Source organism: Oxalobacteraceae sp. CFBP 8761 (genome assembly GCA_014841595.1).
Classification (GTDB): domain Bacteria; phylum Pseudomonadota; class Gammaproteobacteria; order Burkholderiales; family Burkholderiaceae_D; genus Telluria.
In genome coordinates this window covers 64,937-88,075 of record JACYUE010000002.1, presented here as the reverse complement: position 1 = coordinate 88,075, position 23,139 = coordinate 64,937, and the positions used below count along the sequence as shown (strand labels likewise).

Below are 23,139 nucleotides of genomic sequence, written 5' to 3'. Positions count from 1 at the left end.
CATCCGGTCAGGCTTTGGAGAGCGCCTTGAGCGCAAATTTGATGCCATCCGAGACGCTGGCGCCGGCTGGCATGTTCTTGATCGCGAGCAGCGCTTCCTTGTCGGAGTAACCCAGCGCGGCCAGCGCGTTGAGCACGTCGGTCTGCGTGTCGTCGCGCGGGACACCGGCCACCATGCCGATATCGGCACCGAGTTTGCCCTTGAGTTCGAGCAGCAGGCGCTCGGCGGTCTTCTTGCCGATGCCGGGCACCTTGACCAGGCGGCCCGTCTCTTGCAGCGTGACGGCCTGCGACAGCTCGGCCACGGTCATGCCCGACAGGATCGACAGCGCCATGCGTGCGCCGACACCCGTGATCTTGATCAGTTGCCGGAACAGCGCGCGTTCAGACGCGGTGCCAAAACCGAACAGCAGGTGCGCATCTTCGCGCACGGTCAGGTGCGTAAACAGCACGACTTTTTCGCCCGTGTGTGGCAGGTTGTAGAACGTGCTCATCGGCACATCGACTTCATAGCCGACGCCATTGCAATCCACCAGCACGTGCGGCGGCGCTTTTTCGAGCAGGGTTCCGGAGAGACGACCGATCATCGAATGAGTTCCTTGTTATGAGACGAGACGGCTGTTTTTCATGCGCAGCCCGATCATGTCGGGCGCAATCGCGCCCAAGAGGGCCAGCGTGTCGATCGTGTGGGCATGGCAGATCGCGACGCCGAGCGCATCTGCGGCATCGCTGCCCGGCAGGCCCGGCAGCTTGAGCAGGCGCGCAACCATGTCCTGCACCTGCGGCTTGGCCGCGCGGCCTGTGCCCACCACCGCCTGCTTGACCTGCACCGCCGTGTATTCGGCTACATCGAGATCGGCGCCCACGAGCGCCGTGATGGCCGCGCCGCGCGCCTGGCCCAGCAGCAGGGTCGATTGCGGATTGACGTTGACGAACACTTTTTCGATGGCGGAACAGGCCGGCTGGTAGGTCGCGATGATCTCGCTGACGCCGTGCAGGATGACTTTCAGGCGTGGCGGCAAGGCGCCTTCCAGCCCGGTCTTGATGGTGCCCGAAGCGATGTAGCGCAGCTTCGTGCCGTGTTTTTCAATGACGCCGAACCCCGTCGTGCGCAGGCCCGGGTCGATGCCGAGAATAATCATGCTGGAATGTTACCCCGGCTGGGGGTGTTCGTGGGGAAAATACTGTGCAAAAACACAGGGGCGCACCATTTCGGCACGCCCCTGTTGGACTTCAGCGGGGGCGACAGGTTTCCCGCCGCCCTCGCCTTGTCATCGAATCAATGACGGAAGTGACGCGTGCCCGTGTACAGCATGACGACGCCGCGCTCGTCGGCGGCATCGATGACTTCCTGGTCGCGCATCGATCCACCCGGGTGGATCACGCAGGTCGCGCCGGCATCGACGACGACGTCCAGGCCATCGCGGAACGGGAAGAATGCATCCGACGCCACGGCCGAGCCGGTCAAGCTCAGGCCGGCGTTCTGGGCCTTGATCGACGCGATGCGCGCCGAGTCGATGCGGCTCATCTGGCCGGCGCCGACGCCCAGCGTCATGCCATTACCGCAGAACACGATCGCGTTCGACTTGACGAACTTGGCCACGCGCCACGCGAACATCAGGTCTTGCAGCTGCTGCGGCGATGGCTGCAGCTTGGAAACGACACGCAGGTCTTCCATGCCGACGTTCTTCGCGTCCGGCGATTGCACCAGCAGGCCGCCGCCGACGCGCTTGACGTCGTAGGCATTCTGGCCGGCGCCCAGCGCGATTTCCAGCAGACGCACGTTCTGCTTGGCCGACATGATCTGGCGCGCTTCGGCGGTGAAGCTCGGCGCGATCAGTACTTCGACAAACAGCTTGGCCAGCGCTTCGGCTGCCTTGCCATCGACTTCGACATTGAAGGCGATGATGCCGCCAAAGGCCGAGGTCGGATCGGTCTGCAGCGCGCGCGAATACGCGTCCAGTGCATCGACGCCGATGGCCACGCCGCATGGATTGGCGTGCTTGACGATCACGCAACCTGCCGCCTGGCCGAGACCGCCGAGCGACTTGACGCATTCCCAGGCCGCATCGGCATCGGCGATGTTGTTGTACGACAGCTCTTTACCCTGCAACTGGCGGTAGTTGGCCAGCGCGCCATCGATCGTGACGAGGTCGCGGTAGAAGGCGGCGCCCTGGTGCGGGTTTTCGCCGTAGCGCATTTCCTGGACTTTCTCGAAGCCCATGTTCAGCGTGGCCGGGAAGTTCGAGCGGGTCGCGTGTGCGCGGTCGTCGCCCAGGCTGGTCAGGTAATTGGTGATCGCGCCGTCGTACTGGGCGGTATGCGCGAAGACCTTCTTGGCCAGTCGGAACTTGGTCTCGTAGCTGACCGGACCGGCGTCGCCGCCCGAGCCCTTCATTTCCGCCAGCACGACGCCGTAGTCGGCCGGATCGACGACCACGACCACGTCGCGGTGGTTCTTGGCGGCCGAACGCAGCATGGTCGGACCACCGATGTCGATGTTCTCAATTGCATCTTCCAGCGAGCATTGCTCTTTGGCGACGGTTTGCTGGAACGGGTACAGATTGACCACGACCATGTCGATCTGCGGAATATTGTGCTCTTCCAGTTTCGCGATGTGCTCGGGGAAATCGCGACGGGCCAGGATGCCGCCGTGCACTTTCGGGTGCAGCGTCTTGACGCGGCCATCGAGCATTTCCGGGAAACCGGTGTAATCGGCCACTTCCGTGACTGGCACGCCATTTTCTTGCAGCAGCTTGGCGGTGCCGCCAGTGGACAGGATGTTCACGCCCAGCTGGTTCAGGGCGCGCGCGAAATCGAGCACGCCGGTCTTGTCGGATACGGAAATGAGAGCTTGTTTGATCATGGTGAGGCCTATGGTTGAGAATTCCTGGCGCCGGACGTGGAGACCGTTGGGTCTCCGGGGCCGCGCAGGAAGCGCAGCCAACCGGCAACGCTTAGAGCAGCCCGTGCTCTTGCAGTTTCTTGCGCAATGTATTGCGATTGATGCCCAGCATCTGCGCGGCATGCGACTGGTTGCCGTCGGCGCGCGACATGACCACTTCGAGGACGGGCTTTTCGACGGTCAACACCATCATGTCGTAGATGTTGGTCGGTTTTTGCTCGCCGAGATCGTTGAAATAGTCTTCAAGACTCTTCTGGACGACTTCCTGGATACTTTCTTTGCTCATGTCTTTGCTGCTTCATCCTGGTTGTGTGATTGCTGCCCGGCTTGCTGCACTGGCTTGCTGCATCTGCGGGCAGCGCGTCCCCAATTGTTCTTCTTGTCGCTTGTTGTGCTGGTCTTCTATGCCGCGATCGCGTCCACGGCGGGAAGCGCGGGGCGGTATTGTAACCGCTCGCCATGGCGGTGCTGGGATTTCAGGAAGTCATCCATCGCCGCAAGTTGCTCGGCGGTCGATTCCAGCAGATTCATGCGTTGACGGAATTCCTCGCCATCTGGCAAGTCCTGGACATACCAGCCGATGTGCTTTCGCGCGGTCCGCACGCCGATGAACTCGCCATAAAAAGCGTAGTGCGCCGGCAAGTGCTCGTGCATCAGTTCGCGCACCTCTTCCACCAGCGGCGCCGGCATGTGCTCGCCCGTGCGCAGGAAGTGGTCGATTTCGCGGCAGATCCATGGCCGGCCCTGGGCCGCCCGGCCGATCATGACGGCGTCCGCCCCCGTGTAGTCGAGCACGAACTTCGCTTTCTCGGGCGTGGTGATGTCGCCATTGGCCACCACCGGGATGCCGACCGACGCCTTCACGGCGCGGATGGTGTCGTACTCGGCGTCGCCCTTGTAGCCATCGGCCCGGGTGCGGCCATGCAGGGTCAGCATCTGGATGCCGGCCTGCTCGGCCAGGCGCGCGATGCGCAGCGCGTTCTTGTTTTGGCGATCCCAGCCAGTGCGGAACTTCAGCGTGACCGGCACGTCGACGGCCTCGACCACCGCGTGCAGGATGCGCTCGACCAGGTCTTCGTGCTGCAACAGGGCCGACCCGCACCAGCTGTTGCAGACTTTCTTGACCGGGCAACCCATGTTGATGTCGATGATCTGCGCGCCACGCTCGACGTTGAACTTCGCACAATCGGCAAGGTCTTTCGGATCGGCGCCGGCGATCTGCACCGCCTTGGGCTCCATCTCGCCCGCATGGTCGATCCGGCGTGACGTCTTTTCGCTGGCCCACAGGCGCGGATTGGACGCGGCCATCTCGGACACCGCATAGCCCGCGCCGAGCTGCTTGCACAGTTGCCGGAACGGACGGTCCGTCACACCAGCCATCGGCGCGACAAAGACGTTATTACGCAGGAGATAAGGACCTATTTGCACAGCTGGCAGACTCAAAAGTGACACGAGAACCTGCTATTTTACCTCAAGCGCTGCTCAATTTATCAGCACAATTTTTCAAATTGTTGTGTGTGCGATATTGGCAAGGCCAGGAAATGGGGAATGAGACGCTCACGTAGGGTGGACGGCTTTGCCGTCCACCCGGCGATCGCTATCGGCGACGGTCACGCGAGGGGCGAGCCCACCGCTAACCAATCGGTGCCGGTTGCGTGCCGGATAACCCCACCACCAACCATCACCGCGTGGAAGGCGGAGCCTTCCACCCTACGGCAACTCGTCGAGGGCGGGTTGCCGCAGGTGCTCGACTTCGCCCCAGCTCGTCAGGCGCAGCTTGCCCTGCTCGACCGCAAAGCGGTTGATGCTGGCATTGTGCACCTTGAAGTCGCGCGGGGTGTCCAGGGCCAAGCCCAGTGCAGCCCGGTAGGCGCACTCGAGCACGCCACCGTGTGCCACCAGCGCCAGCGTCTGCCCTGGATGGCGTGCGGCATGGGCCGCGATCGCCGTCGTGACGCGGTCGAAAAAGGCACGGAACGATTCACCCTGGTTCTTACCCGGTGGCAGGGTCGCGTCGACATTGCGCGCTTGCCAGGCGGCAAAGTCTGCCGGATAGCGGGCCGCGATCTCACTATAGAGCAAGCCTTCGAAGCCGCCGTAGCAGCGTTCGCGCAATTGGGGATCGACCTGCAAAGCCATTGTTGCGCCGCGCGCGCGCAGGATCGCCTCGGCAGTCTGCCGGGCACGGCCCAGGTCGCTGGACAGCACGTGGTCGATGGCTTCACCGGCCAGTGCCCCGCCAAGCAGCGCTGCCTGGCGCTCGCCTTCGGCGTTGAGCGGGATATCGAGATGGCCCTGCAGCCGGCGTTCGGCATTCCAGGCGGTTTCGCCGTGGCGGATGAGCAGGATCGTGGTCGCGCCCCGGGGCGCTGTGGTCATGGTCATGAGGTTCTTGTGCCCGAACCTCGGGGCAATCGGATGGAAGCGCTATTTTGGCAGATCGGCGACGGCGTGGGGATTGAGTGCATAGGTGCCGAAGATGCACGCCTCGTCGAGGATGTGCCCGTAGATCGCCATGCGCGCCTCGGGCCCCGTGAAGCGGCCCGTAAGCGGCAGGCGTGGCATATCGAGCGCATACAGGGTAAAGACATAGTGGTGCACGCGCTCGTCGTTCCAGGGTGGACACGGGCCGTCATAGCCATAGAACTCGCCGGCCATACCGGGCGCGCCGGCAAACCAGTCGGTATAGTCATTGAGGCCATGGCGCAACTGGTGCTCGGTGCCGTTCTTGATGGTGAATGGCACCAGCGGCCCCGGTTTGCCATGCGGCGTGACGCGATTGGAAAACCTGCCCTCGGCCAGCGTCGTGAGGCACACAGGGATATCGGCCAGCGTCCAGTGGAAAAAATCGATGCGCGGGGCCCTCAGCGGCACCGTGCAGCCGTCGACATTGACGCGGCGGCCATCGCGCGGGACGTCGGGATTGTGGCAGACCAGCACCAGCGATTCGGTGCCGTTCGGTACGTCGTCCCAGGCGATGTGCGGGTTGCGATTGCTTGACAGCCTGACATGGGCGGCAGAGTCGCCCACGGCAAACGCGCAGGCGGCAGGAATGGCGGCCCCGTTGGTAAACGAATTGCTCCAGATGCGCATGGCTCCTCCCGGCTACTGGTTTTGACACCTGCAGCCAGCCGGGGTTTCAGCGCGTTGTCACGACCGGATCAACCCGCAGCCAGAATGTCACCGGCCCGTCATTGATGAGTGACACCTTCATGTCGGCGCCGAACACGCCGGTTTCCACCTGCCCGTGACGCGTGCGCGCCTGGCGCACGGCGTAATCGAACAGGCGCCGGCCGTCTTCCGGTGCTGCCGCTGGCGTGAACGATGGCCGCGTGCCGGATTTGGTATCGGCCGCGAGCGTGAATTGCGGCACCAGCAGCAGGCCGCCATTGACGTCGGCCAGGCTGCGGTTCATCTTGCCCGCCTCGTCCGAAAAGACGCGGTAACCGAGCAATTTGGTCAGCAGTAAATCGGCTTCGCGCTCGGTGTCACCCTTTTCGGCGCACAGCAATACCAAGAGGCCGGGACCGATGGCGCCAACGGTCGCGCCATCGACGCGCACTGCCGCTTCGCCCACGCGTTGCAGCAGGCCGATCATGCCAGCGTCACGCGCGCGAACTTGCGCTTGCCCACCTGCACGACGAGTGTGCCGGCAGCCACCTGCAACCCTTTGTCGGCCACGACGGCACCGTCGATGCGCACACCGCCCTGGTCAACCATGCGCATGGCCTCGGACGTCGATGCGCACAGGCCAGCTTGCTTGAGCAATTGCGCCACGCCCATCGGCGCGCCCGACAGCGCCACTTCCGGCACGTCGTCAGGAATGCCACCCTTGGAACGGTTGACGAAGTCGGCCAGCGCATCGTCCGCCGCCTGGACCGAGTGGAAGCGCGTCACGATTTCCTTGCCCAGCGCCACCTTGGCGTCGCGCGGGTTGGCGCCGCCGTCGATCGTCGCCTTCAGTTGTGCAATGTCGTCCAGCGAGCGGAACGACAGCAAATTGAAGTACTTCCACATCATGTCGTCCGAAATGCTCATCAGCTTGCCGAACATGGTGTTTGGTGCTTCGGTGATGCCGATGTAGTTGTTTTTCGACTTGGACATCTTCTCGACGCCGTCCAGGCCTTCGAGCAGCGGCATGGTCAGGATGCACTGCGGCTCCTGGCCGTAGTCCTTCTGCAGTTCGCGGCCAACCAGCAAGTTGAATTTCTGGTCCGTTCCACCCAGCTCAAGGTCGGACTTCAATGCGACCGAATCGTAGCCCTGCATCAGCGGATACAGGAACTCATGCACGGCGATCGGTGTCCCACTCTTGTAGCGCTTGGTGAAATCGTCGCGCTCCATCATGCGCGCTACTGTATAGCGGGACGCCAGCTGAATCATGCCGCGCGCGCCGAGCGGGTCGCACCACTCCGAGTTGTAGCGCATCTCGGTGCGGCCGGCGTCCAGCACCAGCGATGCCTGACGGAAGTACGTCATCGCGTTTTCTTCGACCTGCTCGCGTGTCAGCGGCGGCCGGGTGGCGTTGCGCCCCGACGGGTCGCCAATCATCGACGTGAAGTCACCGATCAAGAAGATCACCTGGTGACCCAGATCTTGCAATTGACGCAACTTGTTCAGCACCACGGTGTGACCCAGATGCAGGTCTGGCGCCGTTGGGTCCAGACCCAGTTTGATGCGCAGCGGTGTGCCGGTTTGCTCCGAACGCGCCAGTTTTTGCGCAAAATCGGCCTCGACCAGCAACTCGTCCACACCCCTTTTTGCGATGGCGAGGGACTCGAGAACGCGGTCAGTCAGAGGAAGGCGCACAGGCGCATTTACCATGGAATTGCCGCCAGGAACTGCTGTTGAGGTCATAAATTCGTGTAGGAAATTGGCTAAAACGGTTGTAGGACCACATCTTTTGGTATAATTCACGATCCTGTTTTCGTTTCCCAAAGAAAACTTTGTTAAACGTCATGAACATGGCCCTTGAAAGTTCAGCCGCAAATTTTAACTGATTGCATGAACCCTATACAGAAAATTACCCGTCAGACACTGCTGCAGCTGGTGCCGAAGACCCGCAAAGCCCGCGTTTTGAGCGCCGGCGCCGTCTTCCTGAGCATGTGCGCCTTTGGCGCAGTAGGTGTCGCCCCGATCGCCAACGATCCTTCCGACCTGCCCGTGACCTCGGTCGCGACGAACCTGGAACTGCCAAATCTGGCATCCCAGATCGCCGCGCTCCAGCAAGACGAGCAGCAATTCATCCACGAAGAACGCATCCGCCGCGGCGATTCGCTCGGCTCGCTCTTCACCCGCCTTGGCATCGAAGATGCACAGGCACAGAAATTCGTTCGTTCCGACAAGCTGGCACGTCGCCTGCTGTCGCTCCAGACCGGCAAGCGTATCCAGGCCGAGACCGATGAAAACGGCCTGCTGCTGTCGATGCGCGCCACCGTCATCGATGGCAAGAACGGCAACGCACGCACGATCAGCATCGAACGCAAGGGCGAATCGTTCGTCGCCCTCGAAGCGCCGGCCAAGCTCGAGCGTCGCGTCGAAATGCGCTCGCGCGACATCGCGTCGTCGCTGTATGCAGCCACCGACTCCAACGTCGACGGCGGCAGCCTGCCCGATTCGATCGTTGGCCAGATCATCGAGATGTTCTCGACCGATATCGACTTCCGCACCGACGTCAAGCGCGGTGACCGCTTCAATGTGGTCTACGAGACCTTCTGGCTCGACGGCGAACAGGTCAAGACCGGCCGCATCTTGGCTGGTGAGTTCGTCAACCGTGGCGTGGCGTACCAGTCGGTCTGGTACGAAGATCCGATCACCAAACAGGGCGGCTATTACACCCTGGACGGCAAGGCACTGAAAAAGGCCTTCCTGAAGTCGCCACTCGAGTACTCGCGCATTTCGTCGGGCTTCTCGATGCGCGTGCACCCGCTGTCAGGCAAATGGAAAGCGCACAAGGGCGTCGATTACGCAGCATCGACCGGCACCCCGATCCGCGCCGTGGCTGACGCTACCGTCGACTTCGCCGGCAACGGCAATGGCTACGGCAATATGGTCGTGCTCAAGCACTGGTCGGCATATAGTACCGCCTACGCGCACATGAGCCGTATCGCACCGGGCCTGCGCAAGGGCGCCAAGATCAGCCAGGGTCAGGTCATCGGCTACGTCGGTTCGACCGGCTGGTCGACCGGCGCGCACCTGCACTACGAATTCCGTGTTGCAGGCGTGGCCAAGGATCCAAACCAGTACAAGTCGCTGGCACAGCAACCGCTGAGCCAGGCTGAACTGGGTCGTTTCCGCATGGCTGCCGCCGAGATGAATCACCGCTTCTCGCTGCTGGGTCCAAGCGGTTCGGCCATGGCCGCCCGCTAAGACAGCTTCACCCCTGTCCCGACGCCCTCCGCTGCATCTCGATGTCGGAGGGCGTTTTGCTTTGTATGGCCTGATTTTTTCATAACACCATGACCGAGACCCCGTCCCTTTTCATCGGCCTGATGTCAGGCACCAGCCTCGACGGCGTCGATGGCGTGCTGGCCGACTTTTCGCAAGGCGCGATCCGCACGATTGCAGCCGCGTTCACGCCCTTTCCTGCCGACTTGCGCGATGAGCTGATGGCGCTGCAGGCAGCCAGCCACAATGAGCTCGAGCGTGAGGCGCTGGCCGCCAATGCGCTGGCACTGGCGTATGCCGACTGCGTACGTGCGCTGTTGCCGTCCAGCCCCGGCAAGGTCGCTGCCGTGGCCGTGCATGGCCAGACGATCCGCCATCGCCCCGAACTGGGCTTTACGCGCCAGACCAATAATCCGGCGCTGCTGGCCGAACTCACCGGCCTGGACGTGATCGCCGACTTTCGCAGCCGCGATGTCGCTGCCGGTGGCCAGGGTGCGCCGCTGGTGCCGGCCTTTCACGCGGCCGCATTCGGCGCGCCAGGCACCGCGCGTGTCGTTGTGAATATCGGCGGCATCGGCAATATCAGCGTGCTGCATGGCGACGGGCGCGTGACCGGCTTCGATACCGGTCCGGGCAATGTCTTGATGGATCTGTGGATCGCGCGCCACCAAGGCCGCGCCTATGACGAGGATGGCGCCTGGGCAGCGAGTGGGACCGTGCACCCGCCATTGCTGGCAGCGTTGCTCGATGAGGCGTACTTTGCGCTGCCGGCACCCAAGAGCACGGGGCGCGACCTGTTCCATGCGGACTGGCTCGATGCCAGGCTGGCCGCTTTCCACGATGTCGCCCCGGCCGACGTCCAGGCCACGCTCACGCGCCTGACGGCTGTGACGATCGCACGCGCCATCCGTGATGAAGGCATCGCGCCGGATGCGGTGTACGTGTGCGGTGGGGGCGCCTATAACGGCGCGCTGCTGCGCGCAATCAGCGCCGAACTCGATGGTGTAAAAGTGGTATCGACGGCCGAACTGGGCGTGGCGCCGAACAGGGTCGAGGCGCTCGCGTTCGCCTGGCTGGGTTGGCGTTTTACGCAGCGCGAACCAGGCAATCTGCCAGCCGTCACGGGCGCACGCGGCCTGCGTGTCCTGGGTGCGCTGTACCCGGCGTGAACGCAAAAAGGCCCGCTCGAAGCGGGCCTTTTTCGATACTCCGGCAATTGCCGGGCAGCGCTGCGCTGCTTACGCCGAGAACGACGAACCGCAACCGCAGGTCGAGGTGGCGTTCGGGTTCTTGATCACGAACTGCGCGCCTTCGAGGTCATCCTTGTAATCGATCTCGGCGCCGACCAAGTACTGGTAGCTCATCGAATCGATCAACAGCTGGACGCCTGCTTTTTCCATCGTCGTGTCATCGTCGTTGATGATCTCGTCGAAGGTGAAGCCATACTGGAAGCCCGAGCAACCGCCACCCTGCACGAAGACGCGCAGCTTGAGGTCAGGGTTGCCTTCTTCTTCGATCAGCTGGGCCACTTTCTGTGCCGCGCTGTCGGTGAAGTTGATTGGTACGGGAATCGTGTCGAAATCTACTACTTCGGCGACTGCGGTCATGGAATGCTCCTGGATAATCAAACTCCGCCCATTATAGACGGTTGGGGGAACTCATGCTGCCGACCCTCAGGGAAAGTCGGCCAGATGAGACACCAGTTGTCACTCAGACAGGGTACCGTCCCTTGATGATATCAAGAGGACATGATCCTTCTGCAAGAGCTGGTGCAGTAGCCTCGAAGATGCGGCCAAGTGGCCGCAATTCAAGTCTGGCAGGCACCAGCGACGCCTGTTACGGCAGCAGCGCGATCTGCTTCAGCCCAGTCGCTTCATCCAGCCCGAACATCAGGTTCATGCACTGCACGGCCTGACCCGATGCGCCCTTGACCAGATTGTCCTGCACCACCAGGATCACGACCGTGTCGCCGCCATCCGGGCGATGCAGCGCCAGGCGCAGCACGTTCGAGCCGCGGGTCGAACGCGTCTCAGGGTGCGAGCCGAACGGCATCACGTCGACGAACTCGCTGTCCTTGTATTCATCTTCGAACAGCGCCTGCAGCGCCGCATCGTCGATCTCTTTCGTCAGGCGCGCGTACAGCGTCGCGTGCATGCCGCGGATCATCGGCACCAGGTGCGGCGTGAAGATCAGGCCGACCTTCTGGTCGGTGAAGCGCGCCAGCTGTGCCGTCGTTTCCGGCGTGTGGCGGTGACCGCTCACACCATAGGCCTTGAAGTTGTCGCTCGACTCGGAGAACAGCGTGGCGATCTCGGCCTTGCGACCGGCACCCGACACGCCCGACTTGCAGTCGGCGATCAGGTTGCCCGCGTCGATGATGCCGGCCTTGAGCAACGGGTAGTAGCCAAGCTGCATCGTGGTCGGGTAGCAGCCCGGGTTGGCGATCAGGCGCGCGCCCTTGATCGCGTCACGGTTCAGCTCTGCCAGGCCGTACACGGCTTCTTCAAGCAGTTCGGGCGCCGTGTGGTCGATCTTGTACCATTTTTCGAACGTGGCCTGGTCTTTCAGGCGGAAGTCGGCCGCCAGGTCGATCACTTTCACGCCGGCTGCCAGCAGCTCGGGCGCCTGCGCCATCGCCACGCCGTGCGGGGTGGCGAAGAACACGACGTCGCAGCTTTTCAGGTCGGCTTTATCAGGGCTCGAAAACGCCAGGTCGACGCGGCCGCGCAGCGACGGGAACATGTCGGCCACCGGCAGGCCGTCTTCCTTGCGCGACGTAATTGCCGTCAGTTGCACATCCGGATGCACGGCCAACAGCCGCAGCAATTCCACGCCCGTGTATCCGGTGCCGCCAACGATGCCAACTTTGATCATGTTCTGTTCCTCGATAATGGTAGAAAGGCCCTGCTTTCAGGACGAAGGGTGCATTTTAACAGCCTGGGAAATGCGGGGCGTACCGCTCTGAAAAGCAAAAAAGCCGCCCAACCTTGCGGTGGACGGCTTTTTCGGCACAGCGCCCAAAGGCGCTGGCAACAGCGAATTAACGCTTCGAGAATTGCTTTGCGCGACGTGCTTTGCGCAGACCAACTTTTTTACGCTCGACTTCACGCGCATCGCGGGTGACGAAGCCAGCACGGGCCAGATCTGGCTTCAGTGCTGCGTCGTAGTCGATCAGAGCGCGGGTGATGCCGTGACGGACGGCGCCAGCCTGGCCCGACTCGCCGCCGCCGTGCACGTTGACTTTGATGTCAAAACGCTCGACGTTGCCGGTCAGTTCCAGCGGCTGGCGAATGACCATCAGGCCGGTTTCGCGCGAGAAGTATTCCGAAGCAGGCTTGCCGTTCACGATGATCAGGCCGGTGCCAGTTTTGATGAACACGCGAGCGACTGCACTCTTGCGACGGCCGGTGCCGTAGTTGTAGTTACCGATCATGTCAGTTCCTTAGAGGGTCAGTGCTTGTGGTTGCTGAGCAGCGTGTGGGTGCGAACCTTCCGCGTACACTTTCAGCTTCTTGATCATTGCGTAGCCGAGTGGGCCTTTAGGCAGCATGCCCTTGACCGCTTTCTCGAGTGCGCGACCTGGGAAACGCTGTTGCATTTTCAGGAAGTTCGTTTCGTAGATACCGCCCGGGTAGCCCGAGTGACGGTAGTACGTTTTTTCGGTGGCCTTGGTACCGGTCACACGCAGTTTGCCTGCATTGATCACAACGATGAAGTCACCGGTGTCGACGTGCGGGGTGAATTCCGGCTTGTGCTTGCCGCGCAGTCGGAGTGCCACTTCGCTGGCAACACGTCCGAGGACCAGGTCCGTCGCGTCAATGACAAACCAGTCGCGCTGGACTTCATGGCCCTTAGCGGAAAAAGTTTTCATGTTTATTCCAAAATAAAAAATTGCTCAAATGGTGGTTCCGCCCTGTACTTCAGCGGACTCGGCCTTGTTATCTTTTCCTGAGCAAACGGAAAGCCGACGATCATAACCTGCACGGGCACTGCCGTCAATCGCCATCTGGTGATTTTCAGGGGCCAGCGCGACCACAATCCTGACCCGGTCCGCATGCCTTGATGCATAGTTGAAACAATGGGTTGACCATAGAAACAACGCGAACTTATCATCGTTGCAACCTGAGGAGATGTTGTGACGATATTCAAGATTTTGCCCACCCTGCTGGCGCTGCCTCTGCTGCTGGCCGCGGGTAGCGCCAGCGCTGCTGCACCGGCCATGACGGACCGCAGCTGCCACCTGCCCGGTGTGGTCGAGGCGCTGCGCTGCGTCAGCGTGACGGTGCCGCTCGACCATGCGAAGCCGCAGGGTCCAACGCTGGCGCTGCATGTGACCGTGGCCCCGGCCTTCCGCCAGGGCAGCCGTACCGATCCGCTATTCGTGCTGGCCGGTGGCCCGGGCCAGGCGGGCAGCGATGTGCTGGTGTTGCTCAAGGCCGCGTTCGACCGCGTGCGCGCCACGCGCGACATCGTCTTCATCGACCAGCGCGGCACCGGCCGCTCGGGCAAACTCGGCTGCGTCAGCAAGCCCGAACACGAAACCATGGGCGACGCCGAACTGATGGCCGAACTGCGCGCCTGTATCGCGGCCAACAAGTCGCCTTTGAGTGCGTACACCACGCTGGCCGCCGCGCGCGACCTCGAACGCGTGCGCCTTGCGCTGGGCTACGGCCAGGTCAATCTGTGGGGCGGCTCGTACGGCACGCGCCTGGCGCAAACCTACGCCCGCGCCTATCCATCCAGCGTACGCGCCCTCGTGCTCGACGGCGTGGCCGCGCCCGACCAGGTCATCCCGGCCGGGGGCCGCGACTCGCAGACCGCGCTCGACGGCGTGTTTGCTGCCTGCGCCAAGGACGCCGCCTGCCACAAGGCGTACCCGAACCTGCGCACCGAATTCGATGGCCTGGTCACCCGGCTCGAAGCGGGCGACCTGCGCCTGTCGCTGCCCAATCCGCGCACGGCCGAGCAGACCAGTTTCACGATGTCGTCCGACCGCTTCCTGGGCACCGTGCACAACATCCTGTATGCGCCGGCCGATGCGCGGCGCCTGCCATTCCTGATCCATAACGCGAGCCAAGGGCGCTGGCAGCCGTTCATCGCGCGCCAGAACCTGGCCGGTGACTTCGGCAACGATGCGAGCATGTCGATGCTGCTGCACTTCGCCGTGGTGTGCGCCGAAGACGTGCCCCGTTTCACGCCCGAGTTGATGAAGGCTGACGCCGCCGTGCTGGCGCGACCGCTGGCCGAGATGATGCCGAAGCTGTGCAGGGACGACATCAAGGTGCCGGCCGTGCCGTATGCAGAACCGACCCGCATCGACGCACCGGCCCTGCTGCTCTCGGGCGCGCTCGATCCGGTCACGCCGCCACACCGCGCCGCGAGCGCCGCCAGGTCGATGGCGCACGCCCAGCAGATCGTGGTGGCCAATGCCGGCCACGGCGTCTCGCAACTGGGCTGCGCACCGCGCCTGCTGCGCGCTTTTCTGGACCATCCGCAGGACAAGCTCGACGCGGCCTGCATGGCCGAGATCCCGGCGCCCACCTTCCAGCTCGGCAGCGCCGGGCCGCAACCATAAGATTCGGACACGCCATGATCGAAGTTCACGATGTACGCAAGGCCTTCGGCGCCGTCCAGGCGCTGGGCGGCGTTTCCTTTACCGCGCGCGATGGCCAGATCACCGCGCTGCTCGGCCCCAACGGCGCCGGCAAGACTACCCTGCTGCGCACGCTCGTCGGCCTGCTCAAACGCGACCACGGCAGCATCCTGATCGGCGGCGTCGACCCCGAACAGGACCCGATGGCGGTGCGCCGCAATATCGGCTTTCTCACCGACCAGTTCGGGCTGTACGAGCGCTTGACCACCCGCGAATACCTGCATTATTTCGGCGAACTCAATGACATGCAGGCCCCGGCACTGCGCACGCGCATCGGCGAAGTGGCCGAGCTGCTGGGCATGGAAGACATCCTGGATCGCCGGGCCAAGGGCTTCTCGCAGGGCCAGCGCATCAAGGTCGCGCTGGCGCGCACGCTGCTGCACCGCCCGCGCCACCTGCTGCTCGATGAACCGAGCCGCGGCCTGGACGTGATGAGCACGCGCGCGCTGCGCACGGCCCTGAACGCGCTGCGCGAGGACGGCAGCTGCGTGATCATGGCCACCCACGTGATGCAGGAAGTGACGCACCTGTGCGACGACGTCATCGTCATCGCACAGGGCCATACCGTGGCCCAGGGCTCGCCCGAAGAACTGTGCCGGCGCACCGGCATCACCAACCTGGAAGACGCCTTTGTCAGCCTGGTCGGCACCGAAGAAGGTATCGCATGAAGTCCAAGATCCGGATCGTGTTTTTGAAAGAGCTGCGCGAGATGCTGCGCGAGCGCCGCACGCTGGCGTTCCTGCTGGCCGCCTCGCTGATGTACCCGGCCATCATCGGCCTGCTGCTGAACCAGATGATCGAACGGAACACGCGCACCGAGCGTGAAGGCATCGAGATGGTCGTCATCGGCGGCGCCAAAGCGCCGACCCTGATGGCCCAGCTGCGCGAGCGCAGCGTGACCGTCACCGAGGCCGCGCCGATGAATGAGGACGCCATCGGCGACCTGCTGCGCGCAAAAAAAACCGTCGCCGTGCTGCGCGTGACGGACGACTACATCGCCAACTACCAGGCCATGCGCCCGGCGCGCCTGGAGCTGTGGTTCGATTCGTCCACCGAAAGCGGCCCGCAGCGGCGCGACGTCGAAGACATCCTGCAGGCCTACAGCAGCAATATCGCCAGCGCGCGCCTGCTCGCGCACGGCGTCTCGCCCGCCACACTCTCGCCCATCGAACTGCAGCGCCATGACACCGGCACCAATGCCTCGCGCTCGGCAATGGTCATCGGGGGCATCATCGGCATCCTGTTTTTGCCGGCGTTTTTCCTGAACCTGTCGGCGGCCGTCGACAGCACGGCGGGCGAACGCGAACGGCGCTCGCTCGAAGTGCTGATGGCGCAGCCGGCCCGCAGCTGGGAACTGGTGGTCGGCAAATGGCTGGCCGCGAGCGTGCCGTCGCTGCTGGGCGTGACGCTGATCCTGTGCGTCGCCCACGCGATCCTGCGCTGGCTGCCACTTGAGGAAATCGGCATGTCGTGGAACCTGGGCTGGGGTGAGCTGATGCTCGTGTGCCTGGTCACGGTGCCGCTGTCGCTGCTCTCGAGCGCCCTGTTCATCGGCCTGGCGATGAACGCGAAGACCTTCAAGGAAGCCCAGACCACGGTCAGCTTCGTGACCATCCTGCCCGTGATTCCGGGCTTCGTGGTCTCGTTCATGGAACTCAAGACCGCGACCTGGATGTACCTGGTGCCGATGCTGTCGAACCAGACGCTGGTCAAGGAACTGGCCAAGACGGGCGACATTGGCCCGCTGCCCTTCGTGCTGACATTCCTGTGCGCGCTGCTCCCGGCGCTACTGGTGGTGGCGTTCGCGAGCTGGCGCATGAAGAGCGAGAAATACGTGCTCGGTGTGTAATCCCGCCGTACAATCGAAGCCCCTTTTCAAGAACACAGCACAGCGGAGCAGAACATGGATGTAAAAGTCAGCTGGAACGGCCCGTCGGGCATGAGCTTCCGGGCCCAGACGGGCAGCGGCCACATGGTGGCGATGGATGGCGCACCGGAAGGCGGCGGCCACAATCTGGCGCCACGCCCGATGGAAATGGTGTTGATCGGCACCGGCGGCTGCGCCGCGTATGACGTGGTGCTGATCCTCAAGCGCGGGCGTGAAGACGTGCGCGGGTGCGATGTGACACTGCAGGCCGAGCGCGCCGAGGTGGATCCGAAGGTCTTCACGAAGATTAACTTCCACTTCGTGGTCACGGGCCGCAACCTGAAGCCGGCGGCCGTCGAACGCGCGGTGCAGCTATCGCATGACAAGTACTGCTCGGCGTCGGCCATGCTGGCCAAGACCGCCGAGATCACGCACTCGATCGAGATCGTCGAAAGTTAAGACGGGGCCTCAGATGCGGTAGGCGGCGGTGGTCATGACCTTGGCCATCGCCCGCATCGCCATCTTGACCGGCATCGGCAACGGGGCTGCGCCCATGCTTTGGGCCGCGTCGGCGTGCGCGATTTCATCGATGCGCATCTGGTCGACGATCGCGCGCGATTTGGCGTCCTGCTGCGGCAGCAGTTCGAGGTGGCTGTTCAAATGCGCCTCGACCTGGCGTTCGGTCTCCACCACGAAGCCCAGGCTGACCGGGTCGCCGATCCGGGCCGCCACCGCGCCCATCACATAGGCGCCCGCATACCACAGCGGATTGAGTACGCTCGGCTGCGAACCCAGTTCGTCCAGGCGCTGCGCGCACCAGGCCAGGTGGTCTTCTTCTTCCTGGCCGGCTTCTTCGAACTGCGCGCGCAGTTGCGGCGTGTGGGCAAAACTGGCCTGCGCATCGTACAGCGCTTGGGCGCACACTTCGCCGACATGGTTCACGCGCATCAGGCCCGCGCTGTGACGGCGCTCGGTGTCGGACAGTTCGCTGTCCATGGCGTGCGTGGCCGGGTTCGGGCGCGACATGGCGGTCACGCCGCCGACGACGCGCAAGGCCTTGTCGACGCCGACAATCAGGTGGTCCAGGGGGCTGATGAAACGATTCGCGGTCATGGCTGGCTCGGTAATCTAGTCGCTGAGGCCTTCATTATATGCCTTAGTTCTCGCGATCCACTCGACCAGCGGGCCTTCGGGTTCGATGCCCGAGATGTTCTTGGCCACGCCCAGGTTCAGTTCAAGCAGGTATGGCACCGACACGATCGGCACACCGGGACAGTGGCGCGAAAACGCGTCCAGAAAACGACTCGATTCCACGGTGGGCATGACCTTCTCGCCGCTCATGAACTGCAGCACGCTGGTGATCGTGTGGCCGTTGCCCAGCGTGTGGTAGATGAAGCGGTTGAATTCGCGGTCGACCGTCTTGAAGTCGATTTCGTCCTTCGTCATCAGGCCGGCCAGATACACCAGGCCCAGGCCGACGCGGAACCAGTCGGTCGATTCGGCCCGGCTGCGCCCTTCGCGCATCAGGATTATCAGTTTGTCTTGGGTGGCGGCGTCCATGTTGCCATTATCCATAATTTGGGCGGGCGCGGGCCGCACACCCGTTGCGCAGGACAACAAATTTATAGAAAGAAACCCGGCATGCACCCTGTCACCGGATAATGCAGCCTGTGGCCCGCTTTGGCCCGTGTATCGCACCGTGCCTGCCCTCGCCGTGACGATTGAATACAATGCCAGTGTGAAAAAAGAGTAGCTGCGATGTAAATACATCACTGCAGCCAGGAGTTGTCATGCAATTAAAGATCCGCAATTTGTCCAAGACCTACGCCAACGGCGTGGTCGCGCTCGACCGTGTCACGCTGAATATCCCGGCCGGGATGTTCGGGCTGCTCGGCCCGAACGGCGCGGGCAAATCGACACTGATGCGGATCCTGGCCACGCTGCAGGAATGCGACGCCGGCTCGGTGTTCCTCGACGATATCGATGTGCTGGACGAAAAAGACGCGGTGCGCCGCATGCTCGGCTACCTGCCACAGGACTTCGGCGTCTATCCGAAGGTCACGGCCTACGACCTGCTCGACCATTTCGCGCAGCTCAAGGGTCTGTCGCACCGGGCACGCCGGCGCGAGGTCGTCGACGGCCTGCTGCAACAGACCAATCTGTGGGACGTGCGCGCGCAGCGCTTGGGCACCTTCTCGGGCGGCATGCGCCAGCGCTTCGGCATTGCCCAGGCCCTGCTTGGCGACCCGCGCCTGATCATCGTCGACGAACCCACGGCGGGCCTGGATCCGCAGGAGCGCGTGCGCTTTCACAATCTGCTGTCGGACATCGGCGAAGAGCGCACCGTGCTGCTCTCGACCCACATCGTGTCCGACGTGGCCGACCTGTGCGCCAATATGGCGATCATCAACAAGGGCCAGGTGCTGCTGTGCGGCGAGCCGCAAGAACTCATCTACGGCATCGAAGACTTCATCTGGGCGCGTTTCGTCACCAAGGCCGAACTGCCGGCATTCCAGGCGCGCCACAGCGTGATCTCGAGCCGCCTGCTCAGTGGCCGCACGCTGATCCACGTGTATGCCGAGGACGATCCGGGCGACGGCTTCGAGCCGGCCCGCGCGAGCCTGGACGACGTGTACTTCGCCACCATCGCCGGCCGTCATAATCCCGCCGCCGGGGATTGCTGACCGTGCGCGCGCTGCTCGTCATTGCCCGTTTCGAGGCCAGGCAGCGCCTGCGGCTGCTGTCGACCTGGGTGTATTTTGGCGGCTTCCTGGCGCTCGGGATGCTGTGGATGGTGGCGTCGGGCGGCGCGTTTCGCGAGCTGTCGATCACGTTCGGCGCCCGCATCGCGATCGATGGGCCACGCCAGATCGCGCTGGCCACCGCGATGCTCGGCAGCCTCGGGGTCATTGTTGCCGCAGCCGTCATGGGCCGCGCGGTGCAGCAGGATTTCGAGCACGAGATGCACCACTTCTTTTTCAGCGCGCCGCTGCGCAAGGCCGACTACGTGTTCGGCCGCTTCCTGGGCGCGTATGCCACGCTGGCCGTGATCTTCGCCGGCATCGTGCTGGGCCTGTGGTTCGGCACCATGCTGCCCGGGATCGCGCCCGATCGCCTCGGCGGCGCGCCGCTGGCCGCCTGGCTCACGCCGTATCTGTTCACGCTCCTGCCCAACCTGTTCATCTTTGGTGCGATCTTCTTCGTGCTGGCCGCCCTCACGCGGCGCATGCTGCCGGTGTACGTGGCCAGCGTCATCATGACGCTCGGGTACACGGTCGCGCCGTCGCTGGCGCGCGACCTCGATTTCAAGACACTGGCCGCGCTGATCGACCCGTTCGGCACCACGGCCCTGATCCGCCTGACCGAATACTGGCCGCTGGCCGAGCGTAACGTGCGCCTGATTGCATTGACCGATGTGTACCTGGTCAACCGCGTGATCTGGGCCGGTTTCTCGCTGCTGGTGCTGCTGCTTGGCTACTGGCGCTTCCAGGCCGTCGGCGAGACCGAAGGCCAGACGCGCGCACGCCGCAAGCTGGCGCCCGAACTGCCGTCCGGGCTGCCCTCCGGGCTTACCCCGCCGTTGTCGCGGGCGGCGCGCGACACCAGCACGCCGCCCGATTTCGCGGCCCGCAGCCTGGCCGTGCTGCTCGTCAAATCGGGCTGGGGCGAGCTGCGCGAATCGACCCGCAACGCATACTTCGTGGCGCTGGCCACGGCCGGCGTGCTCGCACTGATCGCCAGCGCGCTCGACCTGGGCGCGGTGTATGGCACGCCGACCTATCCCGTCACGTACATGATGCTGGAACTGATCCGCGGTGTCACCGGCCTGTTCGTGATCATCACGACCATCTTCTATGCCGGTGAACTGGTCTGGCGCGAGCGCGAGATGCGCACCAGCCAGATTCTCGATGCGCTGCCGGTGCCAAGCTGGCTGCCGCTGGCCAGCAAGACGCTGGCGCTGATCGGGCTGCAAGCCTGCCTGCTGCTCGTCGCCATGGTCACGGCCATGCTGATCCAGCTCTTCAAGGGGTACTTCCAGCTCGAACCGGGCCTGTACCTGCAGGCGCTGTTCTCGGTCATGCTGCCGCACTTTGCGCTGCTTGCGGTGCTGGCGATCGCCGTGCAAGTCATCGTCAACCACAAATACCTAGCCAACTTCGTCATGATCGGCTGGGTGCTGGCGGCGCTCGCCTTCAATGGCGCGGGCCTGGATCATCCGCTGGTGCTGTACGCGGTCTGGCCCGACCTGACCTATTCGGCGATGAACGGCTTTGGCCACTACCTGCTGCGCGAACGCTTCTACCTGCTGTACTGGGGCGGCGCGGCGCTGATGCTGTTGGGCGCGGCGCGCGCGCTGTGGCCGCGCGGCGTCGATAGCGGCTGGCGCGAGCGCCTGCACCTGGCGCGCCGCAGCCTGAGCCTCCCGGTGCTGGCCACGATCGGCACCGGCGCCGTCGTGTTCGCGGGCAGCGGCGCCTTCCTCGCATGGGAAATGGCGCAGGGCGGCTACCTGAGCGCGCACCAGGCCGAACAGCTGCGCGCCGACTACGAACAGCGCTACCACCGCACCGCGTTCCTGCCGCAGCCGCGCATCACCGCCGTCAAACTCGATACGGCCATCCATCCCGCCGCGCGCGCGCTGCAGGTCAAGGGCAGTTATCAGCTCGAGAACCGCACCAGCCGCCCGTTGTCGGACGTGGTGCTGTACCAGCAGCGCGGCGCGCGCCTGAACGTGACGTTCACGCAGCCGGCAACGCTGGCAGCGAGCGACCCGGAACGGGGTTTCTATCGCTATCGCCTGGCCACGCCGATGGCGCCGGGCGCGCGCATGGGGCTGGACTTCACCGTCGACTACGCGCCGCGCGGCCTGCTCGGCCTGGGCAGCGAGACGCCGGTGGTGGGCAACGGCACGTTCTTTACGGATGACGTCATGCCGCGCATCGGCTACCAGCCGGCGGTGGAACTGCGCGACGAACGCGATCGTCGCCGCCACGGCCTGGCCCCGCGCGCGCGCATGGCTGCGCGCGACGATCCGGCGGCGCGTGCCAACCACCTGCTGGGCGTGGACGCCGACTGGATCGACTTCGAGACCACCGTCAGCACGAGCGCCGACCAGATCGCGGTGGCGCCAGGCACGCTGGTGCGCGAATGGAGCCAGGACGGGCGGCGCTACTTCCGCTACAAGATGGACCGCCCGATGCTCAACAGCTACGCCTTCCAGTCGGCGCGCTACGAAGTGCGCCACGAACGCTGGCAGGACGTGACGATCGACGTGTATTACCACCCGGGCCACGAAGCGAACGTGGAACGCATGGTGCGCGGCGCCCAGGCGGGCCTCGATTATGGCGCGCGCAACTTCGGGCGCTATCCGCTGCGCGAACTGCGCATCGTCGAATTCCCCCGTTACAGTGATGGCGCCGTTGCCTACCCCGGCGTGATCCCGTTCTCGGAAAGCGCCGGCTTCATTGCGCGCATCGATCCCGGTTCACCAAAAGACCTCGACTACCCGTTCTACATCAGCGCGCACGAGACGGCGCACCAGTGGTGGGGGCACCAGCTCATCGGCGCCAATACGCGCGGCAGCACGGTGCTCAGCGAAGGGGTGTCCGAGTACATGGCGCTCATGGTCATGCAGCGCGCTTACGGCGCGGGCAAGATGCGGCGCTTCCTGCGCTATGACCTCGACGGCTACCTCAGGGGCCGCGCGAACGAGCAGCGCAAGGAAGCGCCGCTGGCGCTCAATGAGCAGCAACCGTACATCCAGTATCAGAAAGGCGCGCTGGCGCTGTACCTGATGCAGGACATGCTGGGCGAGGATGTCGTCAACGGCGTGCTGCGCGGGCTGTTGGCGCAGCACGGCTACCAGGGCCCGCCCTACCCGACCGCGTCAAGCCTGATCGACGGCCTGCGCGCCGTGACGCCGCCGGCGAAGGCCTACCTGATCGACGACCTGTTCGAATCGATCGTGCTGTACGAGAACCGGGCCGACAGCGCCACGGCGCACCGGCGCGCCGATGGCAGGTACGACGTGACGATCCATGCCAGCGCCGGCAAGATGCGCGCTACCGACCAGGGCGAAGAGCAGCCGATGCCGCTACACGACTTCATCGAATTCGGCGTGGACGACAGCGACGGCAATCCTCTGGTGCGCGAACGGCGCCTCGTCAGCCGGGCCGAACAGCAGATTACGCTGGTGGTCAATGGCATGCCGGCGCGCGCCGGCATCGATCCCGATAACAAGCTGATCGATCGAAAACCGCGTGACAATATGCTTGCAGTCGACAAGCCGTAGTTCTCGCGCTATGATCAAATCAAAATATGGGGGAGG

General features: G+C 63.9%; 23 protein-coding genes. 8 read left to right on the top strand and 15 right to left on the bottom strand.

What is annotated here, in order from left to right:
- Window positions 1-7: 7 nt before the first annotated feature.
- From ruvA to IFU00_12770, 9 genes are all read right to left on the bottom strand, one after another.
- On the bottom strand, window positions 8-586 hold the full coding sequence (gene ruvA, locus IFU00_12810; protein MBD8543158.1) for a Holliday junction branch migration protein RuvA: 579 nt from the start codon (window positions 584-586) through the stop codon (window positions 8-10).
- Between the two features lie 15 nt (window positions 587-601).
- Window positions 602-1,141, bottom strand: a complete 540-nt coding sequence (gene ruvC / locus IFU00_12805) for a crossover junction endodeoxyribonuclease RuvC (protein ID MBD8543157.1) — start codon at window positions 1,139-1,141, stop codon at window positions 602-604.
- A gap of 137 nt (window positions 1,142-1,278) precedes the next feature.
- Window positions 1,279-2,865 carry a bifunctional phosphoribosylaminoimidazolecarboxamide formyltransferase/IMP cyclohydrolase gene (gene purH / locus IFU00_12800; GenBank protein ID MBD8543156.1) on the bottom strand — a complete coding sequence of 529 codons (1,587 nt, stop codon included), beginning with the start codon at window positions 2,863-2,865 and terminating at the stop codon, window positions 1,279-1,281.
- A 91-nt stretch (window positions 2,866-2,956) separates the two neighbouring features.
- On the bottom strand, window positions 2,957-3,190 hold the full coding sequence (locus IFU00_12795; protein ID MBD8543155.1) for a Fis family transcriptional regulator: 234 nt from the start codon (window positions 3,188-3,190) through the stop codon (window positions 2,957-2,959).
- A gap of 116 nt (window positions 3,191-3,306) precedes the next feature.
- Entirely contained in the window at window positions 3,307-4,332 is a 1,026-nt protein-coding gene (gene dusB, locus IFU00_12790) for a tRNA dihydrouridine synthase DusB (GenBank protein MBD8543154.1), read from the bottom strand.
- Between the two features lie 282 nt (window positions 4,333-4,614).
- Window positions 4,615-5,289 (bottom strand): histidine phosphatase family protein, encoded by a 675-nt coding sequence (locus IFU00_12785; protein ID MBD8543153.1) that lies wholly within the window; start codon window positions 5,287-5,289, stop codon window positions 4,615-4,617.
- Window positions 5,290-5,331: 42 nt separating this feature from the next.
- Window positions 5,332-5,997 carry a YbhB/YbcL family Raf kinase inhibitor-like protein gene (locus tag IFU00_12780; protein ID MBD8543152.1) on the bottom strand — a complete coding sequence of 222 codons (666 nt, stop codon included), beginning with the start codon at window positions 5,995-5,997 and terminating at the stop codon, window positions 5,332-5,334.
- A 46-nt stretch (window positions 5,998-6,043) separates the two neighbouring features.
- A complete protein-coding gene (locus IFU00_12775; GenBank protein ID MBD8543151.1) occupies window positions 6,044-6,502 on the bottom strand; it encodes a D-tyrosyl-tRNA(Tyr) deacylase in 459 nt (152 codons plus the stop codon).
- Window positions 6,499-7,728 (bottom strand): tyrosine--tRNA ligase, encoded by a 1,230-nt coding sequence (locus IFU00_12770; GenBank protein ID MBD8543150.1) that lies wholly within the window; start codon window positions 7,726-7,728, stop codon window positions 6,499-6,501. Before IFU00_12770 ends, IFU00_12775 begins: the two co-directional genes overlap by 4 nt.
- Window positions 7,729-7,908: 180 nt before the next feature.
- Here IFU00_12770 and IFU00_12765 point away from each other — a divergent pair, with 180 nt between their 5' ends.
- On the top strand, window positions 7,909-9,273 hold the full coding sequence (locus tag IFU00_12765) for a M23 family metallopeptidase (protein ID MBD8543149.1): 1,365 nt from the start codon (window positions 7,909-7,911) through the stop codon (window positions 9,271-9,273).
- A gap of 89 nt (window positions 9,274-9,362) precedes the next feature.
- Window positions 9,363-10,460 (top strand): anhydro-N-acetylmuramic acid kinase, encoded by a 1,098-nt coding sequence (locus IFU00_12760; protein ID MBD8543148.1) that lies wholly within the window; start codon window positions 9,363-9,365, stop codon window positions 10,458-10,460.
- Window positions 10,461-10,529: 69 nt separating this feature from the next.
- On the opposite strand, the gene erpA is transcribed toward IFU00_12760, so the two are convergent.
- The 4 genes from erpA to rplM all read right to left on the bottom strand — a co-directional run bounded on the left by erpA (window position 10,530) and on the right by rplM (window position 13,162).
- Complete coding sequence (gene erpA / locus IFU00_12755; protein ID MBD8543147.1) at window positions 10,530-10,898, bottom strand: iron-sulfur cluster insertion protein ErpA; 369 nt, start codon at window positions 10,896-10,898, stop codon at window positions 10,530-10,532.
- 229 nt (window positions 10,899-11,127) lie between these two features.
- Complete coding sequence (locus IFU00_12750) at window positions 11,128-12,165, bottom strand: N-acetyl-gamma-glutamyl-phosphate reductase (GenBank protein ID MBD8543146.1); 1,038 nt, start codon at window positions 12,163-12,165, stop codon at window positions 11,128-11,130.
- A 166-nt stretch (window positions 12,166-12,331) separates the two neighbouring features.
- The gene (gene rpsI, locus IFU00_12745; protein MBD8543145.1) at window positions 12,332-12,724 is read right to left on the bottom strand and encodes a 30S ribosomal protein S9; all 393 of its coding nucleotides are present in this window, start codon (window positions 12,722-12,724) and stop codon (window positions 12,332-12,334) included.
- 9 nt (window positions 12,725-12,733) lie between these two features.
- On the bottom strand, window positions 12,734-13,162 hold the full coding sequence (rplM, locus tag IFU00_12740; GenBank protein ID MBD8543144.1) for a 50S ribosomal protein L13: 429 nt from the start codon (window positions 13,160-13,162) through the stop codon (window positions 12,734-12,736).
- 264 nt (window positions 13,163-13,426) lie between these two features.
- Between rplM and IFU00_12735 the strand changes: the two genes are divergently transcribed.
- The 4 genes from IFU00_12735 to IFU00_12720 are packed head-to-tail and all read left to right on the top strand — an operon-like array spanning window position 13,427 to window position 17,270.
- Window positions 13,427-14,866: an alpha/beta fold hydrolase gene (locus IFU00_12735; protein MBD8543143.1), complete on the top strand. Its 1,440-nt coding sequence runs from the start codon at window positions 13,427-13,429 to the stop codon at window positions 14,864-14,866.
- Between the two features lie 14 nt (window positions 14,867-14,880).
- Window positions 14,881-15,612, top strand: coding sequence for an ATP-binding cassette domain-containing protein (locus IFU00_12730; GenBank protein ID MBD8543142.1), 732 nt, complete (start codon window positions 14,881-14,883; stop codon window positions 15,610-15,612).
- A complete protein-coding gene (locus tag IFU00_12725; GenBank protein ID MBD8543141.1) occupies window positions 15,609-16,793 on the top strand; it encodes an ABC transporter permease in 1,185 nt (394 codons plus the stop codon). Before IFU00_12730 ends, IFU00_12725 begins: the two co-directional genes overlap by 4 nt.
- Window positions 16,794-16,847: 54 nt before the next feature.
- On the top strand, window positions 16,848-17,270 hold the full coding sequence (locus IFU00_12720) for an OsmC family protein (GenBank protein ID MBD8543140.1): 423 nt from the start codon (window positions 16,848-16,850) through the stop codon (window positions 17,268-17,270).
- Window positions 17,271-17,279: 9 nt separating this feature from the next.
- Here the strand turns inward: IFU00_12720 and coq7 are convergent, their stop codons facing one another.
- Together coq7 and IFU00_12710 are read right to left on the bottom strand one after the other, a co-directional pair.
- On the bottom strand, window positions 17,280-17,924 hold the full coding sequence (gene coq7 / locus IFU00_12715) for a 2-polyprenyl-3-methyl-6-methoxy-1,4-benzoquinone monooxygenase (GenBank protein MBD8543139.1): 645 nt from the start codon (window positions 17,922-17,924) through the stop codon (window positions 17,280-17,282).
- 15 nt (window positions 17,925-17,939) lie between these two features.
- A complete protein-coding gene (locus tag IFU00_12710; GenBank protein MBD8543138.1) occupies window positions 17,940-18,371 on the bottom strand; it encodes a hypothetical protein in 432 nt (143 codons plus the stop codon).
- 230 nt (window positions 18,372-18,601) lie between these two features.
- On the opposite strand from IFU00_12710, the gene IFU00_12705 reads away from it, so the two are divergent.
- Entirely contained in the window at window positions 18,602-19,495 is an 894-nt protein-coding gene (locus IFU00_12705; GenBank protein ID MBD8543137.1) for an ABC transporter ATP-binding protein, read from the top strand.
- 11 nt (window positions 19,496-19,506) lie between these two features.
- Entirely contained in the window at window positions 19,507-23,103 is a 3,597-nt protein-coding gene (locus tag IFU00_12700) for an ABC transporter permease (protein ID MBD8543136.1), read from the top strand.
- Window positions 23,104-23,139: the final 36 nt, after the last annotated feature.